The sequence below is a fragment of the Neisseria gonorrhoeae genome (assembly GCF_013030075.1).
GTDB lineage: Bacteria > Pseudomonadota > Gammaproteobacteria > Burkholderiales > Neisseriaceae > Neisseria > Neisseria gonorrhoeae.
In genome coordinates this window covers 921,705-942,142 of record NZ_AP023069.1, presented here as the reverse complement: position 1 = coordinate 942,142, position 20,438 = coordinate 921,705, and the positions used below count along the sequence as shown (strand labels likewise).

The window sequence follows — 20,438 nt, the reverse complement described above, 5'->3', positions numbered from 1 at the left end:
TTTTCAATGCCGAAACAGGCAATACCCTTATAGAAACAAAATAACGCTTTGAGAAATTGTTGACAATATTATCAAATATAAATTTTAGGCGGTGTTTCCGGCGTATGACCGTATCAAAACGGTTGAGTTTTTCAGAAAACCCGTTATAATGCCGTTTCTCCGAGGCGGGTCTCCCCGCATGGCAAATCGGAACACCGGGTCAGGGGCGGAAGCCAGCAGCCCACTCCGATGCGCCAGTGCCGGGGGTTTGGTCCGCCGCCCTATTTGAAACGCCGGAGCTTCGATGTTCCGGCGTTCCCGTATCGCACCGATGCCGTCTGAAAGCCGTTCAGACGGCATTTCCTTTACTTTGCCATAACGCATCATTACAATGTATCCATACAGGCCAATGAAGAACCGGCTTCATAAAAATGGAAGTATGGTTCAATTTCAAGTTATATGACGAACAGGGCGGTTTGATTAAAGACTAAAGGAGTAGGCAAATGAAAAAACTTCTAATGATAACCCTCACCGGTATGCTTGCAGCTTGTTCAACAGGTGTCAATGTCGGCCGGTTGATGGTTGAAATGCCGCAGGGAGAACGCTCTGTTGTCGTGCAGGTTCCCGCGACGAATAACCCGCTTTCCGATGCGGTGGCTGTCGGAATGATTAAAACATCCGGATCGCCTTCGGCATCAAATATGATTGAAATGCTCGGCGCGGACAATATCAACGTCGGCGTGGCGGGAGGCAGCCAAATGTTTAATAAGGCGACCGCACTTTATTCCTTAAACCATGCAAAGAAAGTCGGAAATAATGTCAGTGTCTATATGACGGGCGATAGCGAAAGCGACAAGGCCGATTTGGAAAACGCGGCAAATGCCAAAAATATTAAATTACATTATTTCTTTAACCAAAAATAATTTGCAGCGTGCAACTTGCCGCACCAAAATATCCAAATTGAACATACGGCGGCGTACCGGGATTTGCGCCGCCGCTTATCCCGATAGGAGAGTGTTATGAACGCCTCGCAATTAATCAGCAGCCTGACCCAAACCGTAGGCGAAAAATACATCATCACCGACCCCGCGAAAACCGAACAATACCGCCAAGGCTACCGTTTCGGCGAAGGCAAGGCGTTGGCGGTGGTGCGCCCGGGAAGCATTTTGGAAATGTGGAAAATTCTGCAGGCCTGCGTCGAAGCGGACGTGATTGTGATTACGCAGGCGGCGAATACCGGACTGACCGGCGGCTCGACCCCCGACGGCAACGATTACGACCGCGACATCGTGATTGTGAACACCATGCGGATGAACATCATCCAAACCATCAACAACAACGAACAAGTCGTCTGCCTGCCCGGCTCGACCCTGAACCAGCTTGAACTGCTGCTGAAACCTTTGGGACGAGAACCGCATTCGGTCATCGGCTCTTCTTGCATCGGCGCGTCCGTTTTAGGCGGCGTGTGCAACAACTCCGGCGGCGCGTTGGTACAGCGCGGCCCGGCCTACACCGAAATGGCGTTGTTCGCCCAAATCAACGAAGAGGGCAGGTTGGAACTGGTCAACCACTTGGGCATAGACTTGGGCGACACGCCCGAAGAAATCCTGACCAACCTGCAAGGTCATCATTATCAGAAAAAAGACATCAAACAAGACGCGGGCAAAGGACATGACCACGCCTATTGCGAACACGTCCGCCAAGTGGACGAACCGACCGCCGCGCGTTTCAATGCCGACCCCGCCCGCCATTACGAAGCCTCGGGCTGCGCGGGCAAGCTGATGGTTTTTGCCGTCCGTTTGGACACCTTCCCGCAAGAAAAACAAACCGCCGTGTTCTACATCGGCACGAACGACATCAACGAGCTGACCGACATCCGCCGCGCCGCCTTGGGCGAATTTGAAAGCCTGCCCGTTTCCGGCGAATACATCCACCGCCACGCTTTCGACATTGCCGACGTGTACGGCAAAGACACGTTCTACGTCATCAAAAAATTCGGTACGCACCAACTGCCGAAATTATTTGACTTGAAGGCGCGCGTGGACAGGTTCGGCAAAAAAGTCAGCTTCCTGCCCAAACATTTTTCCGACAAGGCAATGCAGTTCGTCAGCAAATTCCTGCCCGACCACCTGCCCAAATCCATGCGCGATTACCGCGACAAATACGAACACCACCTGATTCTGAAAATGGGCGGAAAAGGCGTGGATGAGGCGCGCGCGTTCTTAAAAGAATATTTTTCACACCACGGCGGCGCGTTTTTCGAGTGCAACGCCGAAGAAACCCAAGCCGCGATGCTGCACCGTTTCGCCGTCGCTTCCGCCGCTATCCGCTACCGTTCCGTGCACGACGACGAAGTGGAGGACTTGGTCGCGCTGGATATCGCCCTGCGCCGCGACGACCGCGACTGGTTTGAAAAACTGCCGCCGGAAATCGACAATAAAATCATCCATAAATTGTATTACGGGCATTTTATGTGCCACGTTTTCCATCAGGATTACATCATCAAAAAAGGCAACGGCTGTATGGCGTTGGAACACGAAATGCTGCATCTCTTAGACCAACGCGGCGCGCAATATCCCGCCGAACACAACGTCGGCCATTTGTATGAAGCCAAGCCCGCGCTCAAACAGTTTTACCGCAAACTCGACCCGACCAACAGCTTCAACCCGGGTATCGGCAAAACCAGCAAAAAGAAAAACTGGGCGGAATAAGCGCGTCCGCTTTGAAGGCAGGCAATGCCGTCTGAAGGCAAAACACCGTTCAGACGGCATTGTCGGATCTGTCTTCCCCGACGGGCATGTTCAAGCCGTATGTCTGCACACGGGCGCGCGTCTCACAAATAAAGTCTGATCCTACCGCCCCAAAGGGCGGGGTTTCAACCGAAAAGGAAACACGATGAAACCATACAAAATCTACACCCATCCCGCCCTGCCGCCCCAAGCCGTCAAACAAGGCTGGTCATGGCCGGGTCTTTTGTTCGGCACGCTGTGGGCGTGTTTCAAAAGAATGTGGGGTTTGGGGCTGGGGATGACGGGCGCGATATTCGTGTTGGCGGTGTTTGCCCAACTGGTTTACGGCGACACGCCCGCCACAGACTCGGCGTTTAACGTATTGGGCTTGGCGGTTTCCGTCTGGTTCGGCGCAAAGGGCAACAGCCTTTATGCACGCCACCTTTTATCGCGCGGCTATACCGAATTGCCCGAAACAGTCGAAGCCGCCAACCCCCAAGCCGCATTGGCGCAATATTTCGGACGCGGGGGCGGGTAGGCGTGTTTCCCGGCAATGCCGTCTGAAAGGCTTCAGGCGGCATTTCTTATAACTTTTTGTTTGTGGCACAGTCTTTCCTATTCCGTTCCGAAATGCGTACCATGCGCCCGTCCCCAATATTTGCGAACAAGGAAAGAAAATGGCACGTTTAACCGTACACACCCTCGAAACCGCCCCCGAAGCCGCCAAACCGCGCGTAGAGGCCGTACCCAAAAACAACGGCTTTATCCCCAACCTCATCGGCGTATTGGCAAACGCCCCCGAAGCCTTGGCGTTTTACCAAGAAGTCGGCAAGCTCAACGCCGCCAACAGCCTGACCGCCGGCGAAGTCGAAGTCATCCGGATCATTGCCGCACGCACCAACCAATGCGGCTTCTGCGTGGCAGGGCACACCAAACTCGCAACCCTGAAAAAACTCCTGTCCGAGCAATCCCTCAATGCCGCCCGCGCTTTGGCGGCAGGTGAATTTGACGATGCCAAACTCGGCGCGCTTGCCGCCTTCACCCAAGCCGTAATGGCGAAAAAAGGCGCAGTATCCGACGACGAACTCAAAGCATTTTTCGATGCGGGCTACAACCGGCAGCAGGCAGTCGAAGTCGTAATGGGCGTAGCCTTGGCAACTTTGTGCAACTACGCCAACAACCTCGCCCAAACCGAAATCAACCCCAAATTGCAGGCATACGCCTAAGCAAACAAAACCGCCTGAATGCAGGCGGTTTTTCAAAAACACCCCCTCAAACAAAAACAAGCCGCCCAAGCGGCGGGAAAAGCAGCCGCGCATCAGGCGTGCCCCCGATTTCCCCCCAAAAACCTTAAGGAACAAAGATGAACGCCCAAACCCTGCTTGCCAACGTTGCCGAACTCGTCAAAACCAAGCTCAAACCCCTCGTCGACGACATCGACCGCAAAGGATACTACCCCGAAGCATTTATGCGCGAACTCGGCGCAATCGGCGCAGTCGGTATAGAAGCCGAAGGCGGCAACGGCTTAGGCTTGGCAACACGAATCGCCGTCTTGCGCGAAATCGGCAAAGAATGCGGCGCGACCTCCTTCAGCGCGTGGTGTCAGGCGGCTTGCGCGTGGTATCTGCACCAAACGCCCAACCAAGCCGTCAAAGACAAATACCTCGCCGACATCCTGCAAGGCAAAGTATTGGCGGGCACCGGAATGTCCAATACCGTCAAACACCTTGCCGGCATTGAAAAACACAACCTTCAAGCCGAGTGCGTGGACGGTGGTTACAAAGTCAACGGCGCGCTGCCGTGGGTGTCCAACATCGGCGAAGACCACATTTGGGCGAATACCGCCCAAATCGGCGGCGGCTACGTCATGTTCATCACAGGCGGGCAAAGGGAAGGCGTAAGCCTGCAAAACTGCCCCGAATTTTGCGCCCTCGAAGGCACGCGCACCTTCAGCCTGAACTTCAAAGACGTATTTATCCCCGACGAAGACATCATCGCCGCGCCCGAACAGTTTGCCGGCTACATCCAAAGCATCAAAGCAGGCTTTATCCTCCTGCAAATCGGCATCGGCGCGGGCGTGATAGACGGCAGCCTCGGCATCATCCGCCTCGCCAACATCGTCAATGCAGAAGTCAACAGCTATCTCGACGACGGCTACGACAGCCTCAAAGCAAGGCTGGACGGCGCGTGGGCAGAAACCGAACGGCTCGCCGGATTGGCGTGGGATAACACGCCCGACAACCTCGCCACCCTCAAGCTGCGCGAAGCCGCCGCCGTACTGGCCCTTGCCGCTGCGCAATCCGCCGCCCTGCATTCCGGCGCGAAAGGCTACCTGATGCGGAGTCCCGCCCAAAGGCGCGTCGGCGAAGCGATGTTTGTCGCCATCGTAACCCCCGCAATCAAACACCTCTGCAAAGAAATAGCAGCAATCGAAGCCGCAAAATAAACAGGCGGAAAATGCCGTCTGAAGCACAAACCGCCCAAGGCGGGACAGATGCGGCGGCACGCTTCAGACGGCATCCGAACCAAACCCCGGCGGCCCGCTGCAAAAAAGCACGGTACAAACAAGGAAACACAAATGGCTCAATATATGTGCGGCCCCTGCGGCTGGATTTACGATGAAGAACTCGGCGACCCGGAACACGGCATCGCCCCCGGGACAAAGTTTGAAGACATCCCCGACGACTGGAAATGCCCCGAATGCGGCGTGGGCAAAGAAGATTTCTACCTGTTGGATTTCGTGATATAGCGGCAGCCGCACCCCTTGGAAAATCCCTCGGCGTGTTCCGCAGATAAGCGCCGGTATCTTTTCCCACTTATCCGCGCTTTCGCCATTTGCCCTTTCAGGCTGCGGGCATAGGGGCGGAACAGGCGGCGGTCGAATCCTGTTTCATCCGGACAAACACGTTGGCAGTCGGAAAATCCGGCCGGCCGTGTCAAATAATGCGTTACTTTGGCCGGGTCTTGTCCTTTGTAAGCGGCGGTCTTTTTTTGCGCGCCATCCGCATCTGTTTGGGCGCATGGCAAACGGCGGCTGCCGTACAATCAAAATGTTTGGCGATTTCATGCAGACAGGCATCCGGATGCCGCCCGACATATCGAGCCGGTTTTTGCCTATCCGATTTGGCGGCATTTAGGCCGGTAACTTGATGTTTTAGGCTGCCTGTTTGTTTTTTAAGGCGAATCCGCAGGTAAAGCGTGTTTCTTGACAAGTTAAACGTTGCTGCGGTTTGGCCGGTGTTTTTGCATTGTCCGTAATATAGCGGATTAACAAAAACCGGTACGGCGTTGCCCCGCCCCGGCCCAAAGGGAACGATTCCCTAAGGTAATGAAGCACCGGGCGAACCGGTTCCGTACCATTTGTACTGCCTGCGGTCCGCCGCCTTGTCCTGATTTTTGTTAATTCACTATATTTTTCCATTTCCGATTCATTGGTACGCAAATGGGTGGCAAGATACAGATTACACGGTGAAAGCGGCATCAAACGCAGAAAGCATACGACAAAATATTCGGTCGAATACAAACTTGAGGCAATCCGCCCGGTGACGGGGCAGGGAATGTCCCAAAAAGCTGCCGCAGACCAACTGAATCTGCCCGACTGCTCCGTTTTGCCGCAATGGTTGCGCCTCTACCGTTTGAATGGTATTAACGGTTTAAAGCCCAAACCCAAAGGAAGAAAGCCCGTGAAAAAACAGTATCCGCCGCAAACGAAAAAAGCCGACTATCTGAAAACCAAGGAAGAACTGTTTGCGGAATTGGCTTACCTTAAAGCGGAAGCGGCTGTCCTAAAAAAGCTCGATGCCTTGAAAGAAGTGCGGCAGAAAGAACGCAACTCGTCGCAGGGTTAAGGAAATGCCATCCGTTGAACTGCTGTTGGGGATTGTCGGACTGCCACGCAGCACCTTCTATTACCAATTGGCCGTCCAATCGGCAGAAGGCAAATATGCCGATTTGAAACGACATATCCATGATATTTATCAACGATATAAGGGAAGATACGGCTACCGGAGGATTGCGGCAGCCATCCGTCACGCAGGAATACCGGTCAATCACAAGAAAGTCAGCCGTCTGATGGCGAAGACGGGGCTGAAGGCAGTGATACGGCGGCGCAAATACCGCTCGTTCAAAGGAGAAGTCGGCAAAGTTGCGCCGAACATCCTGCAACGCTGTTTCCATTCAGAAAAGCCGAATGAGAAATGGGTAACGGACGTTACCGAGTTCGATGTAGGCGGAGAAAAGATATACCTTTCTCCGATTATGGATTTGTTTAACGGGGAAATCGTCAGTTACCGTATTCAAACCCGCCCGACTTTCGATTTGGCCGGCGAGATACTGAAAGGTGCGCCGGAGAAACCGGGGCCGTCTGAAAAGCCGATGCTGCATTCGGATCAAGGTTGGCAATATCAGATGTTTTTTATCAAAAGCAGTTGAAAGGCAACGGTCTGGTTCAGAGTCTGTCCCGCAAGGGAAACTGCTTGGACAATGCGGCAATGGAAAGTTTCTTCGGAACGTTGAAATCGGAATGTTTCCATACGTGCAAATATGATTCCGTTACCGAATCGGAAGCGGCACTGCACGAATATATCCGTTACTACAACAACGATAGAATCAAGTTGAAATTAAAAGGACTGAGCCCTGTTCAGTACAGAATTCAGTCCCTGAAAGCCGCTTGATTAAACTGTCCGACTTTTTGGGGTGCAGTTCAGCTTCGGCATTTTTTATCCGTTTGGGGGTAACTTGTTTGGAAAGCTGCAAGCCTTATAAATAAAGGCTTCATTTAAGTTTTGGGTAACCTTTTTAAAAAATGCGTGATGGCTTTTGTATTTTTAAGATATTTTTTAGGGTGATTCCTGAAAAGTTACCCCAAAAGTTACCCCATAAATTGCGAAAACTCAAGCATACGCCATCATATTCAAGGCAATAAAAAAGCCTTGAAACTTTTGAAGTTCAAGGATTTTTTGTGTTGCAGGATACTGCTGAAAATAGGGCATGGTGGAGGCGGGGGGAATCGAACCCCCGTCCGAAAGTCCTCTACAAAGCGTTCTACATACTTAGTTGTGTCTATTTGAAAATCTTATTTCCATCATGCCGACCAACAGGCCTTTTGGAAACCAGTTACCTTAAGTCTTATTTCCTGCCAAGTAACCCGGCTGGAAACCAGTCAATGTAAGATGACGTTGCGGTGGCTTTCGCCACACAGCCCATTGACCGACTGCTGCAACGGCTAGCCTTAAGCGGCTAAAGCGTAAGTTTCGTCGTTTGCGACTATTTGAATTCAGTGTTTTACGGGAATCTGAGACCCCGGTATGCCCGCATCTGCTTCGCAACCCCCGTCGAAACCAAGGTCGCCCCCAGAAATGGTTTGCAAATTATACGGATATTGTGCGGTGCTGCCAAGTCTGTCGGAGAAATTTGTCAGTCTTGCTGCCTTAATTTGCGTTTGAGCAGGATGCGGACGCAGCCGTCGTTGCCTTCCCGGGGTTCGACGTAGGCGAGTACGTCGGGGTGTTGCATCAGCCAGTTTCGGGTCATGTTTTTCAGAACGGGTTTGTAGCCTTTGGAACCTAATCCGCTGCCGTGGATGATTTCGCCGCATACGCCGCGTTTTTGGGTGAATGCGATGAATTCGTTGAGGACTTTTTGTGCTTCTTCTTGGGTGTAGCCGTGCAGGTCGACATCGGTAACGACGGGATAGTATCCGTTTTTCAGGCGTTGGATGTCGTTTTTTCCCTGTCCGTTTTTGCAGAAGCTGGCGGGTGGGTCGTTGTATGTGCTGCCTATGTAGAAGTAGTTTTCTTCGTCGGTGCGGTTGTCTTTGGGACGGGCTTTGATGGGGGTTTTGTCGGACTGCGCATAATATTGCTGCCGGTTTTTTAATGGGGAGACTTGTCCGACTGCTTGTGAAAAATCTAAATCATGTTCTTGTTTTTGCTTGTTTTTTTCGGATTCCTGTTTTTCTGCCGCTTCTTTTTTGGCCTGTTTGCCCAGTTGTTTGAGGATCTTTTGGAAGTCGGTATTCATATTTTTTCCTGTTATTTGTCCGATGGCTGTTTCGGGCGGGGTTTTAATTTGCCGGATGTTTGCCAAGCGGGGGGAGGATGATTTTGTTGCCGTCGTATGTTTTTTGAAAGTGTGATTGTATATCAAAAAGAAATGCGGCAACCGTCGGCAGTGTTGATTGCCGGAAATGCGGGTCGGTCGAACCGATATGCTCGAACGCCTGATAAAGTTTTAAAAACCTGCCTTGCGAAGCAGGTTAATGGTTTTGCTAATCTTGAATTGCCGGAAACGCGAAACACGGAAATCTGATGTTTTATAAATGTTCCGATACGAACCGCAAAATATTGGTTTTGTTTCTGACAGGCAAAAGCACTGTTTATTTGGCTGTCAAAAGGGATGGTTAAGGAAAGTTATGCGCCCCTTTGATGAGGCGCGCCCCAGATAAGGATGGTTGCGCCGACGGCTTCAGACGGCATTTTGGCGGCGGTGTTGGGTTTTGTATCCGGTTTGCCGTTGTGTCTTGTGATGATGATTTTGGGTGCGGTTTTCTGTTTTGATGTGTGAAATGCCGTCTGAAAGGCGGTTCAGACGGCATAATGGTCATTTTTGTGCGGTCAGGCGGTCGAATACGCCGCCGTCGGCGAAGTAGGTTTTCATGATGTTGTCCCATCCGCCGAATTTTTCTTCGGGAGGGAAGGTGTCTAAGTCGGGGAAGTCGGCTTTGTGTCGTGCCAATACTTCGGGGTTGCGGGGACGCAGGTAGAGTGAGGCGGCGAGTTCTTGCGCCGGTTCGCTCCAAAGGTATTCGAGATAGGCGCGGGCGGTTTTTTGCGTGCCTTTTTTCGCGACGACGCTGTTGACGACGGCAACGGGGCTTTCGGCGGAAATGGTGTAGCTCGGATAGACGATTTCAAACTGTCCTTGGGTCAGTTTTTTGCTGACGTAGTTGGCTTCGTTTTCAAAAGTGATGAGTACGTCGCCGATGTTGCGTTGTGTGAAGGTGGTGGCGGCGGCGCGTCCGCCGTTTTCAAAAACGGGTGTGTTTTTGAGGATGGATGCGACGAGTTTTTGGGCTTCCTGCTCGTTGCCGTTGTTGGCTTTCAGACCGTAACCGTATGCGCCGAGGAAGGCGTAGCGTCCGTTGCCCGAGGTCTTGGCGATGACGATGTTAGCGCCGTCTTTGGCAAGGTCGTTCCAATCGCGGATCTGTTTGGGGTTGTTTTTTCGGACAAGGAAAACCATAGTGCTGGTGTAGGGTGCGGCGTGATCGGGGAGGGCTTGTTGCCAGCCTTTTTCTACCAGTCCTTTTTTTCGAGCAGGTCGATGTCGGAAGATTGGTTCATGGTTACGACATCGGCTTGAAGGCCGTTGGCTACGGATAATGCCTGTTTGCTGAAGCCGCCGTGGGATTGTTGGATGCTGACGGATGTGCCGGGGTGTTCGGATTGGTATGCTTTGATAAATAAGTGGTTGTATTCTTTGTAAAAATACCGTGCCACATCGTATGAGGCATTGAGCAGGGTAATGTTTTTTCCGTCGGATTCGGTATTGGCCGGGGCATTTTGTCCGGACGGATGGTTTGAATCGGCTGCGGGGCTGCAGGCGGTAAGCAGGGCTGCGGTATAGAGTGCCTGTGCGTAGGTTTTCATATGCTTGTCCTGTCGGTTGGTAGATGGGGCAACTTTATACGGCTGTCTGCGCTTGTGGAAATAATGTTTGATTTGAAGATTATCAGTTTTGGTTATAAGGCGGGATTAGAGGTGTTTGCGCATCAGTTCGCATTTGATTTTGATGCTGGGGTCAAGCTGCAATACTGCCGAACCGAGCGATTCGTAGCGGTTGAGAAGGTAAAACGGGACGGAGTTGAGAGATGCGTAGAGTTTCAGAAAGCTCAAACCGGATTTGTGGGCGATGGTTTCTGCCTGACGGAGCAGGGCAGTGCCCAGTCCGAGATTGTGGAACAGGGGGTGGACGTAAAGCGCATCGAGTTGTGCTTCTTGGCAGTCGATTTGGAAAAATCCCTGTATGTTGCCTTTGTATTCGGCAACCCAAAGTGCTTTGTCGGGATCGGAAATGGTCGGCAGGTAGCTTTCTGTGTTTAACAAGCCTTCCCATACTTTTAGGGCGTGTTCGTTGTAGCTGAGGATGCAGGTGTATTGGACGGAGTGCAGGTGGACTTTGAAGATGTCTTTGCAGTCTTGCACGGTGGCGGGGCGTAACAGTGTCAGCAGGCTCATGGCGGTATGTCGGCGGCTTCAGACGGCATCTGTGCCGTTGGTCGGATTATAGGGACTGATGCAGTTTTTTTGCTTCTTGAAATGCGGTGTCCGAATCGGTGGTCAAAACGGTAAAGTGTCCCATTTTCCGACCTTTCTGTGCGGTTTTTTTTCCGTATAGGTGCAGGTGTGCATTCGGCCGGCTTTGCAACGGCAGCCAATCCGGTTCGCCGCCATCTTCCTGCCAAACGTCGCCCAAAATATTCGCCATACAGCAAGGGGATAATAATTTGGTGTCGGCGGGCGGCAGGTTGCACATAATGCGTACCTGCTGTTGGAACTGGTCTGCGGCGCAGGCATCTATCGTATGGTGGCCGGAATTGTGCGTGCGCGGGGCGGTTTCATTGACGAGCAATTCATGTGTGTCGCCGACAACAAACATTTCTACCGCCAATACGCCGACATAATCCAATTCGTCCGCCAAGCGTTGCGCCGTCTGCCGCGCCTGTTGCTGCACGTCGGCACTCAGCCGCGCGGGGACGATGGAATAAGCCAAGATGCCGTTTTCGTGGATGTTTTCGGCGGGGTCGAAGGTTTGCACGTTTTCATCGTTCAGACGGCATACGATCACGGAAATCTCGCCGCGCAAGTCCACCATTTTTTCCAAAACGCAATCCACGCCGCCGTGTTCGGCAAACGCGGCTTTGAGTTCGTCCAACGTTTTGACGCGGATTTGACCTTTGCCGTCGTAGCCCAACGTAGCCGTTTTCAGGATGCCGGGCAAAAATTGCGCGCTTGCTTCAGTAATGTCTTCGGCCTTGCAAACCGCCTGATACGGCGCGGTTTGCAAGCCTGCTTTGCGTATCCGCGCTTTTTCCTGAATGCGGTTTTGTGCAATGGACACGCAGTCGCCGCTGGGGGAAACGTTGGTATGCTTTGCCAGAGAGCGCATCGCGTCGGCATTGACGTTTTCAAATTCGGTCGTAACCGCCGCGCATTTTGCCAATTCGTCCAACGCGGCCCGGTCGTCAAACGGCGCGCACAAATGGCGGTCGGCAAATTCCGCCGCCGGCGCATTCGGGTCGGGATCGAGAACGGTTACTTTGTAGCCCATGGTTTTAGCGGCAACGGCAAACATTCTGCCTAATTGTCCGCCGCCGAGGATGCCGAGCATGGCGGGAGGAAGGATGGGGGGTGTGTTCATAGTGGAATAATTCTGTTTAAACTGCCAAATCTAAGGGAAGGTCGGAAATATCTTTTAATCGTTTACCATTGACCATGATGTAAAACAAATCCAAAGCGTCTTCATAATTCAATGATTGTAAAATTTGTTCCAGCTCATATAAGGCAAAATGGTAAACGCAATCTATTTCCCCTGTACCCAAGGCAATAGATGAAATGCGGCTTGGCGTTGGTTCTGCCGTTACGACAACAATGTGCGGCAGTCTGCCTTTTCTGTTTCTAACCAAATTCAATCCTTCAGAACGGGCATTTTGAGCCCTGTCGCTGCGAATCGTCCATTTACAAGAGATACTGGCGTGGAGCAGCGGCATATTGCCATTACCCGCACGCAAACTGGCATATGTGGCAATATTTTCATCAACTAAAAATTCATTACGGTTGATTTCTGCATCTGCAATCAAATTTCTGGTAACGATAATATCGGGAGTAATGGTGTAATCACTGCCCAAGGCGGCAGCCAATTCGGGGTTTTCTTCGGCAGCCTTGGCTAAGGCTGTCAGATGTGCGTATTGCTGATAACGTGCGATTTCCAGACGGTTGCGAGAACCGACCTGCTTAACATTCCAGTCGCCGGGTCTGATATGCTGCAATTTCTCAAAAGCAGATTGGACAAACTCACTGCATATTGCTTCAAAAGCATTTCCCGATGTCTGACCGGGTAATCTTTCCGAAACCGTTTCCGAATGCAGTAAGTCGGCAATCCCCTTGGCTATATTGAAACTTCGGGTATTGCTCCCATCCGCATTGCTGACTACGCCTCTATTGTTGGTTGCAAGAATATTGCCATCCAATAATTTCTTATGGAAAATCCTGCGTTCTTGGGTAAAAAGCGGATTCATTCAATTTTCCTTTTTTAAGGCTTTGATAATCTGCCTGCCCACCGCTTCGGCTACCGGCGGGGGAAAAGCGTTGCCGATTTGGCGGTACATAGGCGTTTTTTTACCAAAAAATTGCCAGTTATCAGGAAATCCTTGGATACGCGCCGTCATTCGGACAGTCAATCTAGGCATTCCCGAAAAGTCTTCAGGCGGCGCACTATCCCACAAACCTGAACCATCCACACCCAACTCCGCCCATGCGCGTTTGGATCGTGTAGGCCCCAAGTCAGCACCGCCGTGTTTTTTTGAACCGCCGACCAAGGTCGGTGCAATCTGCGCGGCCTTCAAACGCCAGTTATGCGCCCCCTGCCAGTTATTTTCTGACATTAAGTCAAAAAGCAGTTCTCCAACGGTTTTCGGTTGTTCCGAATTTGGTTCAGGCCATTTGAAAAAATTGGTGTATTCGTTTTTCAACGCAACAAATAAAACCCTGGGTCTGAGTTGCGATACTCCGTAATCGGCAGCATAAAGTAGTTTCCATTGTCCAAGGTAACCCAACTTGGCAAATTGTTCTGTAATATGGTTGCGATAATTTTCAAATTTTGGGTCAAGTAACCCCCGCACATTTTCTAACATGATGGCTTTAGGGTCAGTTTCCTTAGCTAGACGAATAGCCTCAGGGAATAAATCGCGTTCATCATCTTTTCCCAGTTGTTTTCCAGCTTTGGAAAAAGGAGGGCAAGGCACGCCGCCGGCCAATAAATCAATACCGTCATATCCTTCGCCCTGAAACAAGCGGACATCTCCTTCAATAACGTTCCAATCAGGACGGTTTAAACGTAGGGTTTGACAAGCCGACGGTTCGATTTCGATTAACGCAACATGGGAAAAGCCTGCCCTTTCTAAGCCCAAAGCCTGTCCGCCTGCTCCGGCACAAATTTCTAATGATGTGAATTGCATTGTGATTTTTTATGTAAGTATCTCTGATGTTGTTTTGTGATTTTCAGACGACCTTCTTTTCATCTGCGAAGGTTGTCTGAAATTTATTTATCCAACCCTTCCTGCACCATCTGCGCCGCCCGAACCACTGCGCGGGCTTTGTTTTGAGTTTCCTGCCATTCGGAAGTTGGGTCGGAGTCGGCAACCACGCCCGCGCCGCTTTGGATGAAGAGGGTATTGTTTTTAATCACGGCGGTGCGGATGGCGATTGCCAAATCCATATCGTTGTTGAAGCCCCATACGCCGACGGCGCCGCCGTAGATGCCGCGTTTCTCCGGTTCGATTTCTTCGATGATTTCCATCGCGCGGACTTTTGGCGCGCCGGAGAGTGTGCCGGCAGGGAAGGTGGCGGCGAGGATGTCCATATTGGTAACGCCCTCTTTCAGACAGCCTTCGACGTTGGAAACGATGTGCATCACATGGGAGTATTTTTCAATCACCATTTTGTCGGTGACTTTGACTTCGCCTGTTTTGCTGATGCGTCCGACATCGTTGCGCCCCAAATCGATAAGCATAACGTGTTCGGCGATTTCTTTGGCGTCGCTTAACAAATCTTGTTCGTTGGCAAGGTCTTCGGCGGGGGTTTTGCCGCGCAGGCGCGTGCCGGCGATGGGGCGGACGATGACGTCGTCGCGTTCGCGGCGGACGAGGATTTCGGGCGAGGAACCGACGATGTGGAAATCGCCGAAATCGTAGTAAAAGAGGTAAGGCGAAGGGTTGAGCGTGCGCAGGGCGCGGTAGAGGGCAAGCGGATTGTCGGTAAATTCCATGCTCATGCGTTGGCTGGGGACGACCTGCATACAGTCGCCTGCGAAAATGTAGTCTTTGATTTTATCGACGCAGGCTTTGAAAGGTTCTTCGCCGAACTCGCTGACTGCTTGGGTTTGTTTGCTGCCGAGGGAAAGTGGGATGGCGCAGCTTTGGCGCAACTGGGTGCGGATGTCTTCGAGGCGTTCGCGGGCGCGTTCGTAGCTGTCGGGCTGCGAGGGATCAGCATAAACGATGAGGTGGATTTTGCCGCTCAAATTGTCGATTACCGCCAACTCTTGCGACAGCATCAGCAAAATATCGGGCGTGCCGAGCGGGTTGGCTTTGGCGGTGTTTTTCAGGCGGTGGGCGAAGTGTTCGAAATTGTAGACGGTTTCGTAACCGAAGTAGCCGACCAAGCCGCCGGTAAAGCGCGGCAGGCTTGGGATTTCGGGTGTTTTGAAACGGTTGTGGAAAGCTTCGATAAAGGGTAGCGGATTGCCGTCGTATTGTTCGACGATTTCGCCGTTTTGATAAACATCGACGTGTTTGCCGCCGGCTTTGAGATAGTGGCTGCAAGGCAGGCCGATAAAGGAATAGCGGCCGAAACGTTCGCCGCCGACAACGGATTCGAGCAGGTAGGTATAGGGGCGGTTGGCGAGTTTGAGATAGAGGGAAAGCGGCGTATCCAAGTCGGCAAGGAGTTCTTGCACGAGCGGGATGCGGTTGTAGCCTTGGGCGGCTTGGGCTTGGTATTCTTGTTTGCTGATCATTTCTGCTTTCCCAAAAGGCGGTTTCGGACGGCGCGGCAACGGGCGCGAGTATAACATTTTATCGGAATTGTTGACAGTCTGACCGGAGATGGCGTCTGAAAAAAGACGGGCTTACGGCTTTGTTTTGCGCTGCCGGTATTGTTTCCATTTAAACAGATAACCTGCGGTTGCGGGAATCAGGGCTAAGATGGTTTTGAACGTCCATGATGCATGCCAAGGTAAAGAACCGGGTGCGACCGATTGATTCAGATACGGCCACCAACAGGCAGTCAGGCAGCCGAGCAGCAGCGGCCAGATATGCCGGCTGAGGTTTTTTTTTGCCAAAGGAGGAATGATGCGGCAGACCAAAGCAGGGTAAGGGCAGTGATTTTTAACACGGTATAAGCATCCGCTCCAAACAGGGCGGCGAGAAAATACGTACCGGCAATCCAGAGGACGGCAAGTATCAGGACGATGATTTCTTCAGGTCGTTTGAACATTTTTTTTCTTCCTGTTTGATTTCAGACGGCATTGCCGTTCTGTTTGGTTTCCAGCAGCTCCCAGCGTTCCAGCTTTTCCAAAAGCAGCATTTCGATTTCTTCGGCGCGGTTTTGCAATGCTCCTGCTTTTTCGTAATCTTTGAAAATTCCGGGATCGGAAAGCTGCGCGTTGATTTCTGCCTGTTCGGTTTCCAAGGCGGCGATTTCGTCGGGCAGGGCGTCGAGTTCGCGCTGTTCTTTGTAGGAAAGTTTGACCGTACGGTTGGCTTTGGGTTTTTCTTTGGCGGGTTCGACATCGGATGCTTTGGGTGCGGATGCCGTCTGAATTTTATTTTCCCGCGATTTTGCGTCGATATAGTCCTGATAGCCGCCGATGTATTCTTTCAGACGGCCTTGTCCTTCGAAAACAATGCTTTGGGTAATTACATTGTCGAGGAACATACGGTCGTGCGAGACGAGGAAGACCGTGCCTTGGTAATCGCGCAACAGATCTTCAAGCAATTCTTGGGTGTCGATGTCCAAGTCGTTGGTCGGTTCGTCCAAAACCAAAATATTGGCGGGACGAGTAAAGAGTTTTGCCAGCAAAAGGCGGTTGCGTTCGCCGCCGGAGAGTGAAGAAACAGGACTTTGCGCGCGGGCAGGGGGGAACAGGAAATCTTCCAAATAGCTCATCACATGCTTTTTCTTGCCGCCGACTTCGACGTAATCGTTGCCCTGTCCGAGCGTGTAAAACACAGTATCGTTTTCATTCAAGGCGCTGCGGAACTGGTCGAAATAGGCGACTTCCTGCTTGCTGCCGATACGGATTCTGCCGTAGGTCGGCTGCAATTCGCCCAAAATCAGCTTAAGGAAGGTGGTTTTGCCGATACCGTTTGGGCCGATTAAGCCGATTTTGTCGCCGCGCTGCAAGATGGCGGAAAATTTATCCATGATAACTTTGTCGTCATAGGCAAACGAAGCGTGTTCCAGTTCGGCGATGATTTTGCCGCTTTTCTTGCCGCTGTCGAGTTTGAAGTTGACCTGTCCTTGTACATTGCGGCGTTCGGCACGCTGGCGGCGCAGTTCTTCCAAACGGCGCACGCGGCCTTCGTTGCGGGTACGGCGCGCTTCGATGCCTTTGCGTATCCACGCCTCTTCCTGCGCGTGGAATTTGTCGAAGAGGCGGTTGTGTTCGGCTTCAACCGCCAACTCTTGCGCTTTTTTCTCGCTGTATTTGGAGAACGAGCCGGGATAGGAGCGCAAAATACCGCGATCGAGTTCGACAATGCGCGTGGCGATATTGTCCAAAAAACGGCGGTCGTGGGTAATCACGACCAAGCTGCCTTCAAACGCTTTGAGCAGGTTTTCCAACCAAATAATCGCGTCGATATCCAAATGGTTGGTCGGTTCGTCCAGTAACAATACATCGGGCTTCTGTACCCAAGCCTGCGCTAAGGCGACGCGTTTTTTCTGACCGCCGGAAAGGTTGCCGATTTTTTCGTTTTCCGGCAAACCGAGTTCCCCCAAAGTCTGCTTGACTGCCGCATCCAGTTTCCAACCGTCCTTCGCTTCGATTTCAAGTTGCAATTCGTTAAGCTCTTTCAATAAGAGCTCACTCGAACCATTTTCCAACTCATGGCTGACATGATGATAACGGCGCAATAAATCGCGAATTTCGCCCAAACCTTCGGCAACAGTATCAAATACGGTTGCGTCCTTATCAAAAAAGGACTCCTGCGGCACATAAACGATTTTGAGATTGTTTTGAACAATAATCTGCCCGTCGTCGAGTTTTTGCACGCCGGTGAGGATTTTTAAAAACGAAGACTTGCCTGCGCCGTTGCGTCCGATCAAGCCGACTTTTTCGCCGCTGTCGAGTTGGAAGGACGTTTTGTCGAGCAGGGCGACATGTCCGACGGCAAAGGAAGCGTTTTCTACGGATAATATATTCATAATGTCAATTTCCAACAATTAACGTTCGGATTTTGCCGCAAGTTTGGCGCGGGCGATTTCGATGATGCCGGGCAGGACGGAAACAATAATGATGCCGCCCATCACCAAGCCCAGATTGTTTTTTACGACGGGGAAGTTGGCAAAGAAATAGCCCGCGTAAGAAAACAAGATAACCCACAACAAGCCGCCGATGATGTTGTAGCGGATAAATTTGGCATAGTGCATTTTTCCCATACCGGCGACGAAGGGGGCGAAGGTGCGGACGATGGGCACGAAGCGCGCGATGATAATCGTTTTGCCGCCGTGTTTTTCGTAAAAACGGCGGGTTTTGCCGAGGTATTCGCACCGGAAGATTTTAGAATCGGGGTTGGCGAACAGCCTGCCGCCGAAATATTTGCCGACGGTAAAATTGAGCGCGTCGCCGAGTATGGCGGCAAGGCTTAATAATGCAACCATCAAATGAATATCCATACCGCCCAGCGCGGCAATCCCGCCGGCGGCAAACAAGAGCGAATCGCCGGGCAGGAAGGGCGTAACAATCAGACCGGTTTCGCAAAAAACAATCAAAAACAGAATCGCATAAATCCACACACCGTATTGCGCCGACAGGCTGAGCAGGTGTTGGTCGATATGCAGGATAAAATCAATCACAGAAGCAAGCACGGGTTTTCCAAAACACAATGTCGAGGCGGTATTTTAACCGATTGGAAAAATGCCGTCTGAAAAGTTTCAGACGGTATTAGGGTCTGCTACAACATCAAAAACCGCAAACCAAAAGGCTTGCGGTTTTGTGTCTGGGGCATATCGCCGCGATTAGAATTTCACGCCGACACGAACACCGTATTCGTTGATTTTGGTAGGATCGACTCGGATGTTCCCGCCGTCCAAAACGAAGCTGCCGGATGCTTTGAAGTGACGGTGTTTGTAGAACGGGCCGGCTTCGATGCCGACGGTATCGGTAATTTGTTTGCCGATATTCGCACCTACGCCCACGCCCCATCCGCGTGTTTTTGCGTTAATGTCGGCTGAGGCACCGGCTACAGTTGCGTTGTGTTTCAATTTGGCGTCCAGGTCAACCTTAACCTCTGCCCAAGGATTCAGATACCAGCCGCCGCCCAAATCGGAAGTCAGGTCGGCGTGCGCTTTGGTATAGAAGGCTTCGCGCTCGGTGCTGACTGTTCCTTTCTCATTAGCTACCGCATCTTTGTATTTTTCATAGCCCAAACCTAAACCGGCACGCAGTTTGGTGGCTTCACTGAGCGGTTGAGTGTAGGTGTAACCGGCATACACGTCGGTGCGTTTTTCTTTAACGTCTTTGCCGAATGGTTTAGTAGTACTTTCGGTCACAACGTACATGTCTTTTTTGTCTCGGCTGTGTGATACTTCGAAACGCATGCCGTGGTGAATATCGTCAAACGGCATATCGGCACGGAAACCGATGTTTTTTTGTACTTTGTGTTTTTCTTTCAAATCGGCATTTTTCAGCGTTTGTTTGGAGATGTCTGTACGGACGGTATATTCGCCTTTACCCAGAAAGTCGGGCAACTGGGCCATAGCAGTACCGGAGATGGCGGCAATAGTCAGTGCAAGCAGTGCTTTTTTCATTTTTTAGTCCTTTGTTAAGGGTTGGTTGATACTACTCAGAGAAGTAGCAGTTATATTGATAGGGAGTTGTGGAGTGTGATTAGATTAAAATTCGGGAGTACACGCCATGTCTGTTGTAAAGTTTGTAACGCTAAGGGGAAGAAGTGATGATGCGAATGATTTGGAGGATCCTATGAAATTCTCGTGATGCTCAAGCATTTCGTCATAAAAATCTGACGATTCTGAACGGCACTCCTGGCGATACATCCTAATGGACACATTGGTTTCCATGCACATGTTTTGAATGGCGTCTCCGATACGACGTAAAGGGACGTTTCGGCTTATTAGCCTTTCTATGTCCCTAACATCTCTCATTGCTCCGTTTGCCCACCGAGCTTCCACATCCGCACACGTATTTACAGGATGAAAACCGTTTTTATATTTTTTGCCCAAGGAGCGTTTAGGGCGTTTAGGAATTACGATAGCGTTTTTAAGGGCAGATAGGGCTTCTGATGTTGATTCATTTAATGACGATGCTGAATTTAGTAAGTCTGCTTCTTTCTTTTTCCTTCTTTCTTTGTAATTTTTTTGTGCTCGTTCTGAGACGCGATTTATGAAAATTTGCTTATCCTGAAGAGACGGGGCAGAATATGATTCTGCCTTTGTTGTGATAAAGGCTTCGCTGACATCTACGAGTCCCTCGGAGAGTCCCTCGACAAAAGAAGTTACTTGAGTCGAAGTACAGGCAGAAAGGGACAGGGAAAGGGTGCAGGCTGCCAGTATTTTTTCATTTTTACGGTGCGTTTAGGCTTGTTTTCTGAATACATGTCTGTACCTCGTTAGGTAAATTTTTATCAAAATACTATTGTGTTATATTATTTATTTTTAAAATATCCGACCATCAACTGAAGATACCGGTTACGGTTGTTTGAGTGGTGAA

Annotated in this window: 18 protein-coding genes, 2 other RNA genes and 3 pseudogenes; 10 read left to right on the top strand and 13 right to left on the bottom strand. The window is 51.1% G+C overall.

Annotated elements, in window-relative coordinates; translation table 11 throughout:
• Positions 1–163 precede the first annotated feature (163 nt).
• From ffs to HT085_RS04845, 7 genes are all read left to right on the top strand, one after another.
• An RNA gene (gene ffs, locus HT085_RS04875) (signal recognition particle sRNA small type) lies at positions 164–260 on the top strand.
• 222 nt (positions 261–482) lie between these two features.
• Positions 483–902, top strand: coding sequence for a hypothetical protein (locus tag HT085_RS04870; RefSeq protein ID WP_003688487.1), 420 nt, complete (start codon positions 483–485; stop codon positions 900–902).
• Between the two features lie 96 nt (positions 903–998).
• Entirely contained in the window at positions 999–2,690 is a 1,692-nt protein-coding gene (gene dld, locus HT085_RS04865; RefSeq protein WP_003691095.1) for a D-lactate dehydrogenase, read from the top strand.
• Between the two features lie 184 nt (positions 2,691–2,874).
• The gene (locus tag HT085_RS04860; protein ID WP_003691097.1) at positions 2,875–3,246 is read left to right on the top strand and encodes a DUF2628 domain-containing protein; all 372 of its coding nucleotides are present in this window, start codon (positions 2,875–2,877) and stop codon (positions 3,244–3,246) included.
• Between the two features lie 139 nt (positions 3,247–3,385).
• Entirely contained in the window at positions 3,386–3,934 is a 549-nt protein-coding gene (locus tag HT085_RS04855; protein ID WP_003691101.1) for a carboxymuconolactone decarboxylase family protein, read from the top strand.
• A gap of 137 nt (positions 3,935–4,071) precedes the next feature.
• Positions 4,072–5,154, top strand: a complete 1,083-nt coding sequence (locus HT085_RS04850; RefSeq protein WP_003691103.1) for an acyl-CoA dehydrogenase family protein — start codon at positions 4,072–4,074, stop codon at positions 5,152–5,154.
• A gap of 132 nt (positions 5,155–5,286) precedes the next feature.
• Positions 5,287–5,457 carry a rubredoxin gene (locus tag HT085_RS04845; protein WP_003688501.1) on the top strand — a complete coding sequence of 57 codons (171 nt, stop codon included), beginning with the start codon at positions 5,287–5,289 and terminating at the stop codon, positions 5,455–5,457.
• Positions 5,458–5,483: 26 nt separating this feature from the next.
• Here the strand turns inward: HT085_RS04845 and HT085_RS11560 are convergent.
• Positions 5,484–6,025 (bottom strand): annotated as a pseudogene (locus HT085_RS11560) (IS630 transposase-related protein); the annotation flags it as partial.
• Positions 6,026–6,265: 240 nt separating this feature from the next.
• Here HT085_RS11560 and HT085_RS04825 point away from each other — a divergent pair.
• From HT085_RS04825 to HT085_RS12260, 3 genes are read left to right on the top strand one after another with little or no spacing between them, the layout of a single operon-like run.
• Positions 6,266–6,556, top strand: coding sequence for a helix-turn-helix domain-containing protein (locus HT085_RS04825; RefSeq protein ID WP_041420764.1), 291 nt, complete (start codon positions 6,266–6,268; stop codon positions 6,554–6,556).
• Between the two features lie 4 nt (positions 6,557–6,560).
• Entirely contained in the window at positions 6,561–7,139 is a 579-nt protein-coding gene (locus tag HT085_RS04820; RefSeq protein ID WP_003688041.1) for an IS3 family transposase, read from the top strand.
• A gap of 59 nt (positions 7,140–7,198) precedes the next feature.
• Positions 7,199–7,381, top strand: coding sequence for an integrase core domain-containing protein (locus tag HT085_RS12260; protein WP_017146832.1), 183 nt, complete (start codon positions 7,199–7,201; stop codon positions 7,379–7,381).
• A 317-nt stretch (positions 7,382–7,698) separates the two neighbouring features.
• Here HT085_RS12260 and ssrA read toward each other — a convergent pair.
• From ssrA to HT085_RS04755, 12 genes and pseudogenes are all read right to left on the bottom strand, one after another.
• Positions 7,699–8,061, bottom strand: a transfer-messenger RNA (tmRNA) gene (gene ssrA, locus HT085_RS04810).
• Positions 8,062–8,123: 62 nt separating this feature from the next.
• Positions 8,124–8,729: a Smr/MutS family protein gene (locus HT085_RS04805; RefSeq protein WP_003691104.1), complete on the bottom strand. Its 606-nt coding sequence runs from the start codon at positions 8,727–8,729 to the stop codon at positions 8,124–8,126.
• A 579-nt stretch (positions 8,730–9,308) separates the two neighbouring features.
• A pseudogene (locus HT085_RS04800) lies at positions 9,309–10,357 on the bottom strand (sulfate ABC transporter substrate-binding protein).
• Between the two features lie 105 nt (positions 10,358–10,462).
• Entirely contained in the window at positions 10,463–10,945 is a 483-nt protein-coding gene (locus tag HT085_RS04795) for a GNAT family N-acetyltransferase (protein ID WP_003688513.1), read from the bottom strand.
• 46 nt (positions 10,946–10,991) lie between these two features.
• A complete protein-coding gene (locus HT085_RS04790) occupies positions 10,992–12,128 on the bottom strand; it encodes a 5-(carboxyamino)imidazole ribonucleotide synthase (RefSeq protein ID WP_003691106.1) in 1,137 nt (378 codons plus the stop codon).
• A gap of 16 nt (positions 12,129–12,144) precedes the next feature.
• Positions 12,145–13,005: an NgoMIV family type II restriction endonuclease gene (locus HT085_RS04785; protein WP_003688519.1), complete on the bottom strand. Its 861-nt coding sequence runs from the start codon at positions 13,003–13,005 to the stop codon at positions 12,145–12,147.
• Positions 13,006–13,944 (bottom strand): DNA cytosine methyltransferase, encoded by a 939-nt coding sequence (locus HT085_RS04780; protein WP_003688521.1) that lies wholly within the window; start codon positions 13,942–13,944, stop codon positions 13,006–13,008.
• An 83-nt stretch (positions 13,945–14,027) separates the two neighbouring features.
• Positions 14,028–15,503: an anthranilate synthase component I gene (gene trpE / locus HT085_RS04775; protein ID WP_010360232.1), complete on the bottom strand. Its 1,476-nt coding sequence runs from the start codon at positions 15,501–15,503 to the stop codon at positions 14,028–14,030.
• A 111-nt stretch (positions 15,504–15,614) separates the two neighbouring features.
• Positions 15,615–15,982 (bottom strand): annotated as a pseudogene (locus HT085_RS04770) (hypothetical protein).
• A 21-nt stretch (positions 15,983–16,003) separates the two neighbouring features.
• Positions 16,004–17,914 (bottom strand): ATP-binding cassette domain-containing protein, encoded by a 1,911-nt coding sequence (locus tag HT085_RS04765; RefSeq protein WP_003691108.1) that lies wholly within the window; start codon positions 17,912–17,914, stop codon positions 16,004–16,006.
• 18 nt (positions 17,915–17,932) lie between these two features.
• Positions 17,933–18,577 carry a DedA family protein gene (locus tag HT085_RS04760; protein WP_003688528.1) on the bottom strand — a complete coding sequence of 215 codons (645 nt, stop codon included), beginning with the start codon at positions 18,575–18,577 and terminating at the stop codon, positions 17,933–17,935.
• Between the two features lie 150 nt (positions 18,578–18,727).
• Positions 18,728–19,519 (bottom strand): outer membrane beta-barrel protein, encoded by a 792-nt coding sequence (locus tag HT085_RS04755; RefSeq protein ID WP_003691110.1) that lies wholly within the window; start codon positions 19,517–19,519, stop codon positions 18,728–18,730.
• Positions 19,520–20,438: the final 919 nt, after the last annotated feature.

Coding starts and splice junctions, on each gene's coding strand:
- HT085_RS04870 (WP_003688487.1), top strand. CDS start 483: ATGAAAAAACTTCTAATGATAACCCTCACCGGTATGCTTGCAGCTTGT.
- dld (WP_003691095.1), top strand. CDS start 999: ATGAACGCCTCGCAATTAATCAGCAGCCTGACCCAAACCGTAGGCGAA.
- HT085_RS04860 (WP_003691097.1), top strand. CDS start 2,875: ATGAAACCATACAAAATCTACACCCATCCCGCCCTGCCGCCCCAAGCC.
- HT085_RS04855 (WP_003691101.1), top strand. CDS start 3,386: ATGGCACGTTTAACCGTACACACCCTCGAAACCGCCCCCGAAGCCGCC.
- HT085_RS04850 (WP_003691103.1), top strand. CDS start 4,072: ATGAACGCCCAAACCCTGCTTGCCAACGTTGCCGAACTCGTCAAAACC.
- HT085_RS04845 (WP_003688501.1), top strand. CDS start 5,287: ATGGCTCAATATATGTGCGGCCCCTGCGGCTGGATTTACGATGAAGAA.
- HT085_RS04825 (WP_041420764.1), top strand. CDS start 6,266: ATGTCCCAAAAAGCTGCCGCAGACCAACTGAATCTGCCCGACTGCTCC.
- HT085_RS04820 (WP_003688041.1), top strand. CDS start 6,561: ATGCCATCCGTTGAACTGCTGTTGGGGATTGTCGGACTGCCACGCAGC.
- HT085_RS12260 (WP_017146832.1), top strand. CDS start 7,199: ATGGAAAGTTTCTTCGGAACGTTGAAATCGGAATGTTTCCATACGTGC.
- HT085_RS04805 (WP_003691104.1), bottom strand. CDS start 8,729: ATGAATACCGACTTCCAAAAGATCCTCAAACAACTGGGCAAACAGGCC.
- HT085_RS04795 (WP_003688513.1), bottom strand. CDS start 10,945: ATGAGCCTGCTGACACTGTTACGCCCCGCCACCGTGCAAGACTGCAAA.
- HT085_RS04790 (WP_003691106.1), bottom strand. CDS start 12,128: ATGAACACACCCCCCATCCTTCCTCCCGCCATGCTCGGCATCCTCGGC.
- HT085_RS04785 (WP_003688519.1), bottom strand. CDS start 13,005: ATGAATCCGCTTTTTACCCAAGAACGCAGGATTTTCCATAAGAAATTA.
- HT085_RS04780 (WP_003688521.1), bottom strand. CDS start 13,944: ATGCAATTCACATCATTAGAAATTTGTGCCGGAGCAGGCGGACAGGCT.
- trpE (WP_010360232.1), bottom strand. CDS start 15,503: ATGATCAGCAAACAAGAATACCAAGCCCAAGCCGCCCAAGGCTACAAC.
- HT085_RS04765 (WP_003691108.1), bottom strand. CDS start 17,914: ATGAATATATTATCCGTAGAAAACGCTTCCTTTGCCGTCGGACATGTC.
- HT085_RS04755 (WP_003691110.1), bottom strand. CDS start 19,519: ATGAAAAAAGCACTGCTTGCACTGACTATTGCCGCCATCTCCGGTACT.